Raw genomic sequence first — 13,393 nt, forward strand, 5'->3', positions numbered from 1 at the left:
GGCTCAGGAAGGTATGGTATTAAATTTTTATTCCGGAATCTGAATGGTAAAGGAGTTATTAAACCTCCAGTAAAAATTGAGATCAATCGCATTGATAACTCCATCCAAATTGAAATCTGCGCCACTGGAGCCATATTGAAAGATCGATCCATTTTGCACTTTCCAAAAGAGGTTCTTATCAATGGCATTGATATTTCCATCTCCATTGGCATCCCCGGCCCAGAGTGTCATAATTCCATTATCATTTTTTCTGGCAAGCCCCCCCAGAGAATATACATCTGTAGTGGGTAAGGTAAAATCGATAGAAGTGGCGGTGGATAGATTGACAGGGCTGGCTGTCATTACACCGAGATGGTTGTAGTGTTTGATACTGATATAATAGGACTCTGCATTCAGGTTATTGAAACTGATTTGCAGCTTACCGGTTTCGTCTATCATGTCTCCATCCCTTTGTACCAAAACCGCTTTTTCACTTATGATAATTGTTGGATCGTCCTTATCTCTCAATTCGACTTTCATCCAATCTACCACAGCATCTTCATTGGTAGGCACTAAAACATCAGCATCTACTTCTGTCCCGAGTCCATAGGGATCAAGATTCCCCAGGAGTCCATCAGTTCGATAGAAATCATCCATCGAACCTGCCCCTGCATCATAAGGCCCTTCAAGGATAGATTTGAGGCTGAACTGAATCTGTCTTTGATTGAAGATGCTATCACTATAGGCGAATGCATCTTCTCCGACTTCTATACCCATAAATCTTCCCGGGATATCATCAAGAGAGGGATGAATTCCTCCCCAAATACGACTCAGGCTACATTCGTCTGAAGCATCTCTATAAGTCGCCCATTGAAGTCGGATATCCATACTAGGTCCGTCCTCGAAAACGAGAAATTCATTTTGCTCACAAAGAAATTCGCCCATTCCTCCCGGAAAATATTCATCTCCGGTCATGAAGGTCATCACTTCTGCTGCTGCCCGAGAATAGGTACTATGACCTGAAACATATCCTGCAAAAGGGGGCGTAACGAAGGTAGGTCTTTGATAGGGCATCCAGTTTTCGGCCAGTATCCAATCGACTCCTGCCACATCTGAATCCGGATTAAGGATTACGTCTGGTCCTCTCCATCCATATATTTTTACTTTACCGACATGCTCATTGGCAGGTCCGGCTAAAGGATCGCCGATTTCCACCATTTCAATCAAGCCCGGATAAAGGGGAATGCCGCCCGGATCATAATTTGGTCCAGATGGATTGCTGCTTTGACCTCTTCTGGCCATATAGCGTAAAGCAGAAACCGGTCGTATATAATCGTACCAGCCCTTCACACTCCATGCAGTTATGGCAGCATCATGCATGGTCCCTCCCAGGGTGAAGTAGGTTTTGATGTCCCATTCCAAATCGGAAAGCACTTCGCCTTGTCCCCTCCACTTTTTTACCAAATCCGGATGATCACTTACATAATTGAGTATTGTAAACCAATGTCCGGGAGGAGTTTCACTATCAGGTCCATCTGCCCAGAATTCGGCCAGTACCCGTGCATAATCTCCTCGGGGAACCATTTGGCTCACATATGGAGCTCCGGTTCTAGGATTTATTGTTCTTCCATTTCCAATAACTCCCCCATCGTTAAAATCATAGAAGCCACTATGCCCGGCGAAATCTGTCGGCATGTCAGCTACCGCAATGTTGCCGATAGCAGCGGGTGAAATGTCCCACATGACTCCATCTGTTGGGTCCAGGTGAGAACTCCAGGCAGCCACCATACTAAAAGCCTCCTTATAGATATCTGAGTCAGGCGTAATACTTAGCGTATCCAATTGAGGTGGCGTACCGGGATCATGGAATACCTTATAGGCATTTCCATCCCGGGAATAATCTGTACGATCTTTTCCTTCCAAAGCGAAAGCAGAAACATCTCCCCATTCGGGACTCAAAAAGTCTGGGATCTTCCCCGAAGTAACATTGCCCGACTGGTCGATAAAGACATCAAAGGCGATCGGTTGCCATCGGTTAGGATGGCTTAAATTTGGATTACCGGGCTCCTCTATTTCTATAAATTGATTGACGGGCTGGTAATGGGTATTTGCATAATCATTTACTTCATTTGAAGCATCCTGTAAGCCAAAAGCAATCACGCGATCGGCTATGTAGTTACCGAGTTCGGCAGGTCCTCCTGCAACATAATCCGTGGAAGTATTTGAGGGATCATATCCCAAATCTCTCATCACCAGATCCGCCAGATAGAGGGAATGGTTTTTTCCGGGCGAATTTTGAAAGCGATGATTGATGATTCTAAAGGCGGCATAACTCATGGCCTCTTCCTGCGCTGCTACTGTATCTGCTACCGCAGACATTCCACTGAAAGCAATACTGAATCCGTCTACGGTATTCCCCAGAAAGTATTGCAGAGATGAGGTATCTAAAACTGCCCAGGCATCATACATAGCAGCAGTGATGTGGTGTAGGTTTCGGGCGTGAACAGTAGGTCTGGCAAAGTCCTTACGGATGCTTTCCAGTAAAACTTCATTCCATTTTCTAGCTACTGTATTTCCCGGGACACAAATCTCTTCCCCTATTCTTGCTGCTCCCTTTTCCTCTAAATTTCCATCAATCAAATCATCCAGGCCATCCTGATCTCCATCTGTCCCTCCGTCCGTATCAAGAGGATCAATTTTCCCATCTCCATTCGTATCAAAATACCCGAAAGTTGTCGAGGACAAATCAAAGGGACCAGTGCCATCGTTTGCCGCATTGCTACTTTCCAAATCTGCATAATCCGGAAGATTATCTGAATCTGAATTAGTAGGATTTATTAAGCTTGCCTGATCATTCAAATCATCTATAAAAGCATCTCCATCAGCGTCCGTACCTCCAGCTTCTGTTACATCCCATACTCCATCATTATCGGTATCCAGGTCCAGGTGGTTTTGAATTCCATCTCCATCGACGTCCAGGATTGGATCAATTTCAAGGCTCAAGGCATACATAGCTCCTAAACAATCCGCAAGATCATCCACAGCATTACTGCTCGTACCCTGGATTTTGATGCCTGGAACTCCTGACCCAATATCAATGATTGTAATTTCTTCTGATACTTCGGGGGAAACAGCAATCATAGAAAGGAAACATTGCTGCCCCGTAGTCAGGGAGGGACTTGTATATTCGCTATTATTAAAATTGAGGATAAAATTCTCATTTGCGCCATTCAGGTCTCCATCTGCGATTACATCTTTTACCTTGATCTTCTGACCAATCGACAAACCATAAGTAGACAGATCTACCAATTGGGTGGAGGTTCCTCCATCATCCGGAATTTGAAAGGCAGCCAAATCCAACTTAAAAGCTCCCACTTTCAATTCTACTGAATCCGGGATTCCATCATTATCATCATCATAATCCAGGTTGGGAAATTCATCCACATTTTCCGCTATACGAACTACAATAGAATCCGTATGTGCATCTGAATTATTGTCTGTTACCGTCAAAATTACCGTATAGGTTCCGGTAGTGGTATAGGTATGCGAAGGAGTCGCTCCGCTTCCGGAATTTCCATCCCCGTAGGTCCAGCTATAGCCAAGTCCTGTTCCCAAGGGGTCCCTCGAAGTACTTCCATCAAAGTTTATCGTAGCGGGTGCAGGATAAGCTTCTGTACGATCTGCGAGGGGAATGGCTTTCAATACATTTTCTTCCAGGATCTTATGAAACTGGTCAATTGCCAGATTCTCTAATTTATCGACAATCCCACTTGGCCACCGAACAATCACGGAATCCAGATCCGTACTACTTCCGATCCCAAAATGCTGACTAAAAGTATTCATTACCCCATAGCCTTCTCCGGAACGTACTTCTCGTATCTGCTTTCCCCAGGGGCCATATATTTCTATCCTCGCACCGATCCCATTGATATTGCTCTGCCTTCCCTCCAGGTCGATAACTATGAAATGATTGCTGTTTCCATTATTTAAAAACATATCATCATCCACCGAACCCAGGGAATTGAATCCAGACCCATGACTGGCATAGATATCCAGAAAACCATCATGGTTAAGGTCTCCCACTGCGAAAGAGTGAATATCATTTGCTCCAAAAGGATTTAGGGCAAGTGAAAAGGTTCCATCTCCATCATTATAAAACAGATAATGCTCTTCTCCCGAATACAAAAGATCCACATAGCCATCATTATTGAAGTCTCTGAAGAAGGCCTGAATTCCTGTGAGAGAAGCTGCTGCATTGAGGGTGGGTAGAATCCCACTGCCAGCCGTATTGTCGGTGAAGGATCCATCGCCATTGTTAAGAAAGATCTGGCAATCAGCTCCGTGATTATTGACAAAAGCATCCATATCGCCATCATTGTCAATATCTGCAAAATCGGTGGTCCAGGTTTGGGCACCTATTTGTAAACCGGCGGATAAAGCGACATCCGTAAAAACATTATTGCCATCGTTTTGCAGGAGTTTATTTATTCTCCTCAAATCCGAGGAACTTGACACTCCCTGGCGGCATTTGGAAAGGTACATATCCAGGTCTCCATCATTATCATAGTCGGTCCAAATGGAAGCATAATTACCGCTATTATCACTGGGAGGAGAAGTAGTTTCAATCAGGGAATTGTTCATGCTAAATGATCCGTTCCCATTATTCTCATACTTTCGGCTATCTGCCTCATCATGACAGGCAAAAATATCCACCCAGCCATCATTGTTGATATCGACAAAATTGCTACCCTGTACAAAGATGTTTGAATTGGAAAGTATGGAGGTTGTAAACTGACCCAGATTATTCCCCTTGACCAGTTTGATATTATTGTAGGCTCCTCCAGCTATCAGGTCATTGATCCCATTGTGATCGACGTCTGCTACGCAAAGTGCCCATTCTGTACCATTGTTTAGTTGCCCATAATTCTGGGTGGTAAAACTTTGACCGGCGGCATTCTGAAAAGAGATTTTTAAGCTGAGGCGATCATCCAGGTGAATGATATCGTCCTTGCCATCTCCATTCATATCTGCGATTCCCATAGGAGCTCCGCTAAAGATTCCACTGGGAATCAGATTGCTACTATTGCTAAATGAAACCGGCGTATTCTGCGCATTTATGCTTTCATTCGGAAATAAAAAAAGGATAGAAAGGAATACTAGAGAAAAAAGAGAATGGGTAGAATTAGTGAACATGTACGTCAGTGTTGAAGAACGACCGAATGAAAAAGATTAAACCCATTGGGGATAGGTAGCTTCAAATTTGCACCTATACCACCAAGCCCATAAACTATCCCATACAATTCCCGATATTTTTGTCGAAAACTTCGGTTCCAAGCATACAAAACTAATTTCAACTTTTCGTAATTATGGAGTTCTCTGCCTGAACTGTGATCATTAATCACTCAAAGGTTGAAAGCTTGAAATAATGGCATAAATGAATTTCATTTTTCAGAAATATTCTACTCAAAACAGCATGCTTCCTAAGGCTGTAAGAATTTTGGGCTTTTGGCTAAAATTCCCGAATCTCTGTTCATGAATCCCTTTTATTTATTCGACCTAAAATGAAAAGGCCACCTTTACAGGCGGCCTTCTACGTTTGGCGTGTGTCAGTGATTGATTATCGAATCAGTAGTTTTTCGATTTTGCTGAATCCGGCACTCTGTACCTTGACAGAATATAAGCCAGCACTCAATTTGGCCATATCCAGTTCAATACTTCCCTGGACTTCATCTTTATCAAATGACTGGGCAAGTACCTTACGGCCCATTTTATCAAAGATGGATATATCTACTTTGCTTTTGAGCTCTACTCCCAGAATATCTATCAGAAGGGTCTCCTGATCGAGGGGATTAGGGTAAAGAACTAAAGCTGGATTTGCATAGGGATCGAGTTCTGCTGTAACCTTATCAGAATAGCTGAACTGTCCATCGTAATCTATCTGCTTGAGTCGATAGGTATAGGTGATTCCGGCTTTCACATCTTTATCTACAAAGCGATAGATATGCCCTTGATCCGTATCTCCTAATCCATCTGTCCAGCCGATTTTTTCGAAGCTTTGAGATTGCTCTGAAAATCTTTCTACTTCGAAGCCCTGATTGTTTTGTTCTAATGCGGTCTCCCAATTCAGTTGGATATCCTGATTGAAACTTTTTGCATTAAAGCTGAGCATTTCTACAGGGAAAATACCTGGAGGCAAATCAAAGGCTTCCGTTCCATCAGAGCGACTGGCACTACTTCCTTGAGAGGCACTAAATCCGAGCCCTCTTCTTGCAAAAGTTTGCCAAATGAGGGCTTCATTGGCTCCACCATAATTGGCTTGATCTGCGGCAAGAATTGCATCTCTCATATCAACAAATCCCGGTGAACAAGGCTGAAGCTTCAAACCGTCGATCACCAATTGGATGGCTATATTATTTCCACCAGTACCTGAGTAAAGGTCCGTATCATACCCATGTTGATCGATAAGATTCCAATAGAGATCATAAAGCATAACTGCGAATACAGATCCTACTCCATGCGGAACTGAAAGACCGGGATCGGCAATATCTCCATAGGTATGAGGATTAACAGCCATATCCGTAGAATAGGGATAGGTTCTGATACCGTCTCCCGTTACAGGTTCTTCCAGGGCATAGGTACCAATTCCTCTTGCAGTTGCATTTGTATGGGAAGGAAGATGTGTCAAAACAATTCCAAACCAATCGGACCATCCTTCTCCTGCCTGCTCATCATTTTGTAAACAAGAACTATTTCCTGCACCACCGGTCAGTCGGATAGAAATACCATGTCCGTATTCATGGGCAATGATTCCATTATCAAAATCTCCATCAATAAAGTCGCCGGCCGGTTTCATTGTAGCATTTACCGTATTTCCATTATTGATCTCTGTTTTCATCAAGTCTCCATCTGCCTCACTTACCATTACAGCAGGTATGCTTACGAAGAATAATCCCAAAATTCCGGTATTTGGAGAACTAGGAGCCCCTGCGCCATCTTTGATAATAATGACTCCAGCTGCACCTTCATCCTGAGCGTTTATGACCTGGGTATAAAAAGAACAGCTCCCACTTTCGTCGATCAATACAATCTTTCCATTCATGGCTCCCCCATTCACAGCTGTCCCACAAAGCTCTGTAGGATTTGCACTTCCGTCATCGGCAAGTATTACCTCTTCGGTAATATTATAAAGGCCAGGAGCATTTACATCTGGTACACTGGCATAGGTAGCTGCAATTCCAACAGGACTATTAACTATAACTTCTCCGGCATCAGAATCTCCCCATAGAAACATTTGCATTCTTCCACTTCCTCCATCAGTCGGGGTCGCAAAGTTTGCATTATTCAGACCGCCCCCGTCCTGGGCATCTGCCAATACCTGGTCGCCATCAGCTCCTCCATTTCCATAGTTGTTTTCCTGAAAATTTCCACTCGCCTCATCAAATCCATATTGGTAGAAAACATCATGTATGATATTATTCCAGTAAAAGAGGTTAGTGATAACGGCACTTTCATTCGGAACCGGGCTATTTGCAGTTATGTCCTGGTTAAAGTCGAGGTTAAAATCAAAATCAAGGCTGGCACCTCCATCAGGTCTGTCGCCACCAGAGTTGTTCGCATCTCTATCCTCCTGGGCATATACATTGTTCCCTTGAGTAGTAGTATATTCTGCTCCATCAGCTCCATCCGTATCATGCCAGCCAAAAGGAGAAGCTGTGGCATCTGCAGGATTTACTTCCAGGCTTCTGCTTCCGTGATTCGGGCTTTCAATTCCCAGTGGATACACCCGATAAGAATCAGGAGCGTTTATTTTTTCGACTTTTACAGGAGCGGCATGCATGAGAGACTGTGCCCCCAGATCAAGGCTATGCTTGATATTTGATTGGACTTCAGCGTCAAAGCTACAGTGCAATACCTGATCCCGACTTCCTAAAATTGTTCCATTCTCAGCATCTACCTGAATGGCCCACCATTTACTGGCATCTTTCAAATAGATTTGAACATTCCATGCAAGTCTTGTAGCCCCATTACTATTTACATACATCTGTTTCGCGCTGATCGGCTCAAGGGCTATTTCCCCTTGATCAAACAAACTCTCCAGGCCGGGAGCTGTAGAGGCAGAAATGAGTTGAGGATCACCCAGAGGAATTTCAAATTGAATAGCAGCATTGCTTACAGCTTGAGAAGCGCCTATCTGGTCATTGCCACTAAGCACGTCCTTGAGATTCGGAACAAAGCTGCTCCCCATACTCAGGACGTTTCCATGTTCATAAATATTGATATTGAGAATAGCGGCTTCGACATCTATTCCCTGGTAGGTTTGTTTCCAGTAGATGTGATGCAGGCCCGAACGTTCAGAATATAAATGATTTTGGAGTTGCCAGTCATCAAGATCGGAAGCTTGCAAACCTAGTTTATCAAGGTTCTCTCGAATATAGGCTTCTGCTTGTTCTTCTATGTTTTGAGCTGAAAGTTGGTTAAGAGTAGAAAGAGTAAGGAATAAAAGTAGAGTAGGAAAAAGCGTTAAATATTTTCTCATAAAGGGAGTATAATGTCCTCAGTCAAAGAAGCAGGTAAAAAAGTATGAGAAAGGAAGGTGTATTTGGGGTTGGCTTGTCAAATATAAGAAAGAATTATCTCCAAATAAAGGAAAATACACAAATCGGAATAAATATCAGCCTGAATGGTTTTAAGGAGACCTTTTCTTTTTCGGCTTCCACAAATAAATGATGAGCCCTAATCTCATTTGAAACTGGCTCCGCTTTTGGGTAAGGGTGCTACTAATTTCGGGATTTACTCCTTCTGTTGGCAGGGAACGAAATTGGGATAGTCGTAGGAGATCAAGCTGAAGATTCAGGCTTATTCTTCCGTCTTTGCTCTTAAATTTTGCGAGTAGGTCTTTATGGAAATTTTTCTCTTCGGTCGAACTGGGTGTATGCACACTATCTATATCCGTGCTCGTTTTCACCCATCCATTGAATTTCAATTTCTGAGCGTGTAATGCATGAGGTATACATAAAATCCCTCCTAACAGGAAAGCAAGGATGATAAATGATTTCATAGTTTTCGTTTAGGCCTAAGCCCTATCCATCCAGGGACCCTGGATTGCAAGCGTTAATCCGACATGCTGAATATTCACAAAGAGAGTCGAGCCATCTGGAGAAAAGGTTGCACCTGCAAATTCGGAGGGATAGCCCACATTTTCTGCAATCACATAGAAATGCCCATCTGGGGTAATGCCAATCACACGTGGATTTTCTTTATCCTCACAGACTACAAGATCTCCTTTTGGAGACATAGTCAGGTTGTCGCAATTTTCTACCAGGCGGGTATTGTTAGGTTCTACAAATAGCTCGAGCACTCCCGGCTCTGCCAATTCGCGGGAATCCCCTTCATATCTACTCGGGATATACCTCCAGATTTGGCCGGTTTTGTCTTTCCCACCAGATGTACAGGCAAAAAAGCATTCACCTTCTCCAAACCAAACACCTTCTCCCCTGGCAAAACGGGCAGCACCTGCTTCATAGGCCCGGTATCGAAGATCATCATAAGGAGAATCAATTCCGTCTACATCTATCCACTCTACTGCATACTTTACTCCCGGATCAATTTTAGGAGCATCCATTCCTTCCCAGTTTCGCGTATCGCAACTTTCATATTCTCTGAGCTTCATGGCTTGCAGCTTGCCTCCATTATGAAGCTTTCCTTCCTGAGCGGGAAGAAAACGATAAAAGACCCCATCATTACGGTCTTCGGTTTGGTACACGATACTTGTACGGGGATCTACCCCTACTGCTTCATGCTGAAAACGTCCCATATCCTTGAGGGGGATAGGATCAGCTAAAGCAATATCCGCAGTTGCAGGAACCTCAAAGGGATATCCATGATCTTTCTCCAGTCTCATTCCTGCTCTGTCTACCGTTTCTTCACAAGAAATCCAGGTATTCCAGGGCGTAGGTCCTCCGGCACAATTACGGGTAGTTCCTGCCAGAGATAGAAACTGCTTTTCTATTTTATTCTCTTTGGTATTGTAAACGAAAGTGGTTGTTCCTCCCAAACAGGGAAGTTCCCTTCGGCCCATATCATACATCTCGTTTTTTGCCAATTTAGAGAGGAGTTTATATCCTTCTCCAAATGGTCCCAACTCCCTCATTTCCGGGCTAACTTCATGATTCCGTACGACAATAGTGCTCCCTTTAGGACCCATAAAAGTAGCCATGCCATCCGGCTTACCCGGTAGCAAGAAACCATCATCCATGACCATGCCTTGTTCACTGATGATTTTATAGCTAAACCTTTTGGGGAGATTCATGATCCCATCCCTGTCATTGTGCAGGGGACCATAGCCTCTTTTTCTAAAAGGTTCGGGAGTAGAAATTGCCATATTGGTATTACAGGCAAAACTTTGTAAACCGGAAAAACCCAGACTTACGAGTCCTGCATACCTTAGAAATTGCCTCCGGGATAACTGATCTTTTTTCATTGTCTCTTAAGGGTATATACGAAAAAACTGCTAAAGAGATGAGTTGCGGGCAATCTCTTCCACTTTCCTCCAAACTCTGAATACGTTTTTATAACAAATCTTCTTTATATCTTCTTCAGAATAGCCTCTATTCAGGAGCTCTGCAATCAGATTGGGGTAATCTGAAACATCCTTTAATCCTAAAGGCAAACTATCACCTACGCCATCAAAATCAGATCCGAATCCTACATGATCCACTCCTACGAGTTTGATAACATGCTCGACATGATCTGCGGCGACTTTTACATCTGAATATATAGAACCATTTTCCTCGAAATACTGTTTACCAAAATCTTCCTGCTCCTCTTCGGTCATATCTCTTCCCAGGCTTTCCTGATGTGCTGATAAAGCGGCTCTCATGTCAGTAGATCTTTTACGAGAAACACTGTCAAGGAAGGTAGATCCAAAATTGATCTGAATAACTCCCCCATTCTTAGCCAAAGCCTTGATCATATCATCACTCATGTTACGCTCAAAGCCGGGCGTATAATATCTGCAGGAAGAATGAGAAGCGATAGCGGGAGCTTTGGTCAACTTCATTACGTCATAAAAAGCGCTATCAGATACATGGGAAATATCTACCATGATGCCAACGCGATTCATTTCTTTTACAACCTCTTCTCCAAAAGGACTCAATCCATTCCAGGTGCGGGTAGTATCATAAGAAGAATCACTGATTCTATTTACCAATGAATGGGTAAGGGTAATATAGCGGATGCCTCTTTCATAGAAATATTCGACATTCTCGATATCATCTTCAATGGGTGATCCATTTTCCATTCCCATTGGAAGAGAAATTTTTCCTGCTTTGAAATTGGCTTCAACTTCATCAGCAGTTTTTGCCAAGGCATATTGATCCGGATATCGTTCGACAATCTCTTCGACCATATCGATTAGGCTATCGGCTTCGGCTTTGCTTCTACCCGATTCCTCCTGATAACGGGAAGGAACATATATAGACATAAAAGGAGCATCTAAGCCCCCTTCTTTCGAACGTACATAATCGAAATCTCCTCCCTCTGTTCTTTTTGAAACATCCAGAAATTCTTTTTCCAATCTAAAATTCCTCACACGCATCCGATAAGGAAGGTCCACATGTCCATCTGTAAGGATAGTAGACTGAGCCAGCTTGAGGGCTCGCTCTTCCAGATTGGGAGTTTCTGTTGAAGGATTTTCGCAGGAAATAATAAGCAGGCTTAAAAAGCCAAGGAGAATGAAGCGTAGATTAGACATGTTTTAGCTGTATTGTAATCAGGCTTAAAATTACAGTTTATGCAGGAGAATTCCAGATGCTCGGACTATCTTAGGATGAAACCATCGCCCAATGGGTCTCTGGGATCGATCAAGAACTCATGTTTTCCTGTGATAAATGCCCGGCCTTCCACTTGAGGAATGATTGCAGTAAAGCCCCCAAAGCTGGTCTCTTCAATAACCGATCCCCAGAATTGAGTACCCAGGATACTTTCTATCAACATTTGATCACCGAGTCCTGCTTCTCCTCTTGCATGATGAATGGCCATTCTCCCACTCACGCCTGTACCTGTAGGACTGCGGTCAACTTCCCCCTCTGCAAAAACGCAGACATTTCGGCTATCGGCCATACTATCCTCATTCGGCTCACCTATGAAGATGGTACCATATAAAAAACTCAGATCCTCTTCAAAAGGATGCTTGATCAAATCAGAGCTTTCCATTACTGCTCGTTTGATTTGCATGCCTTTATCAATCAAATCTCTGAAATCTTTTCCACTCAGACCTACTCCGGCATCTTCTGCTTTTACATAGGCATAGAAAGCACCCCCAAAAGCGAGGTCATAGCGAATCTTTCCCATACCTGCTACTTCTACTTCCTGATCAAGTGCTACAACAAAGGAGGGCACATTTTGAAAATAAGCACTTTGGATTTCCCCAAACTTTACCCGGACAAAGGCTTTTACCAAACCTGCTGGCGTATCAATCGTTACGGGATTGTCTCCTTCTTCTTTTTTGATCAGGCCTGTTTCTGCGGCCAGGGTAGCCAGTGCAATAATCGCATGACCACACATTGTACTATAGCCTTCATTGTGGAGGAAAAAGGTCCCAAAGTCAGCCTCGGGGCTCACAGGAGGCGTAAGAATCGCTCCATACATATCTGCATGACCGCGGGGTTCCCACATAAGGGCCTTACGCAGCATATCCCAATTATCTCTGACAAAAGCACGGTATTCCAGGATATTCCCTCCTTTTAGTTCAGGAAAGCCAGACATAATAACACGGAGGGGTTCTCCCTCGGTATGCATATCCAGTGTAGTGATCTTTCTCCAGGATTCAGGGGCATTAAAGAGAGGGAATTGCATAAAAACTTAGATGAATTGGGATTGAATTTTCGGCAATTTAAGCTAAAAATTATATCAGAACCCACTTAGTCTCTGGCATTTATTAAAAGCCAGCTTTCCTTTTTTAAAATAAATGGCCAACTTCGCGCCCTGACATTACAGGTGACAGAATGTCATTTGGTCATGTCAAATCCCGCGAATGCGTCAATTCTGTCAGAATATCTATGATTGGCACATTTTTCGAAAAACGTTCTCAACGTAAGAATTGATAAAAAGTTTCAAACCCTAAATTGTTACAAAATAATGGCATTAAACATTAAACCCCTGGCTGACAGAGTGTTGGTAGAACCAGCACAAGCAGAAGAAAAAACGGCTTCGGGTATTTACATTCCCGATACAGCCAAAGAAAAACCACAAAAAGGTACTGTTGTAGCTGTAGGTCCTGGCAAGAAAGACGAGCCTACTACTGTTTCAGTTGGTGATACTGTGCTCTATGGAAAGTACTCTGGTACTGAGATCAATGTAGAAGGAACAGATTACCTCATGATGCGTGAATCTGACATTCTCGCTATTATCTAGC

At 43.3% G+C, this 13,393-nt stretch carries 7 protein-coding genes; 1 reads left to right on the plus strand and 6 read right to left on the minus strand.

Features of this window, described 5'->3' with window-relative positions:
* Positions 1 to 27 precede the first annotated feature (27 nt).
* The 6 genes from R8P61_19500 to R8P61_19525 form a co-directional block, all read right to left on the minus strand.
* Positions 28 to 5,172 carry an FG-GAP-like repeat-containing protein gene (locus tag R8P61_19500; protein MDW3649263.1) on the minus strand — a complete coding sequence of 1,715 codons (5,145 nt, stop codon included), beginning with the start codon at positions 5,170 to 5,172 and terminating at the stop codon, positions 28 to 30.
* A 424-nt stretch (positions 5,173 to 5,596) separates the two neighbouring features.
* Positions 5,597 to 8,515 (minus strand): T9SS-dependent M36 family metallopeptidase, encoded by a 2,919-nt coding sequence (locus R8P61_19505; GenBank protein ID MDW3649264.1) that lies wholly within the window; start codon positions 8,513 to 8,515, stop codon positions 5,597 to 5,599.
* A 150-nt stretch (positions 8,516 to 8,665) separates the two neighbouring features.
* A complete protein-coding gene (locus R8P61_19510; protein MDW3649265.1) occupies positions 8,666 to 9,037 on the minus strand; it encodes a hypothetical protein in 372 nt (123 codons plus the stop codon).
* Positions 9,038 to 9,052: 15 nt separating this feature from the next.
* Positions 9,053 to 10,459: a DUF839 domain-containing protein gene (locus tag R8P61_19515; GenBank protein MDW3649266.1), complete on the minus strand. Its 1,407-nt coding sequence runs from the start codon at positions 10,457 to 10,459 to the stop codon at positions 9,053 to 9,055.
* Positions 10,460 to 10,489: 30 nt separating this feature from the next.
* Positions 10,490 to 11,731, minus strand: a complete 1,242-nt coding sequence (locus tag R8P61_19520; protein MDW3649267.1) for a dipeptidase — start codon at positions 11,729 to 11,731, stop codon at positions 10,490 to 10,492.
* Between the two features lie 65 nt (positions 11,732 to 11,796).
* Positions 11,797 to 12,834, minus strand: coding sequence for a proline racemase family protein (locus R8P61_19525; GenBank protein MDW3649268.1), 1,038 nt, complete (start codon positions 12,832 to 12,834; stop codon positions 11,797 to 11,799).
* A 279-nt stretch (positions 12,835 to 13,113) separates the two neighbouring features.
* On the opposite strand from R8P61_19525, the gene R8P61_19530 reads away from it, so the two are divergent.
* Positions 13,114 to 13,392, plus strand: a complete 279-nt coding sequence (locus R8P61_19530; GenBank protein ID MDW3649269.1) for a co-chaperone GroES — start codon at positions 13,114 to 13,116, stop codon at positions 13,390 to 13,392.
* Position 13,393 lies beyond the last annotated feature (1 nt).

The sequence above is a fragment of the Bacteroidia bacterium genome, from assembly GCA_033391075.1.
In the GTDB taxonomy this organism is placed as follows: domain Bacteria; phylum Bacteroidota; class Bacteroidia; order J057; family J057; genus JAWPMV01.

Coding starts and splice junctions, on each gene's coding strand:
- R8P61_19520 (MDW3649267.1), bottom strand. CDS start 11,731: ATGTCTAATCTACGCTTCATTCTCCTTGGCTTTTTAAGCCTGCTTATT.
- R8P61_19525 (MDW3649268.1), bottom strand. CDS start 12,834: ATGCAATTCCCTCTCTTTAATGCCCCTGAATCCTGGAGAAAGATCACT.
- R8P61_19500 (MDW3649263.1), bottom strand. CDS start 5,172: ATGTTCACTAATTCTACCCATTCTCTTTTTTCTCTAGTATTCCTTTCT.
- R8P61_19515 (MDW3649266.1), bottom strand. CDS start 10,459: ATGAAAAAAGATCAGTTATCCCGGAGGCAATTTCTAAGGTATGCAGGA.
- R8P61_19505 (MDW3649264.1), bottom strand. CDS start 8,515: ATGAGAAAATATTTAACGCTTTTTCCTACTCTACTTTTATTCCTTACT.
- R8P61_19510 (MDW3649265.1), bottom strand. CDS start 9,037: ATGAAATCATTTATCATCCTTGCTTTCCTGTTAGGAGGGATTTTATGT.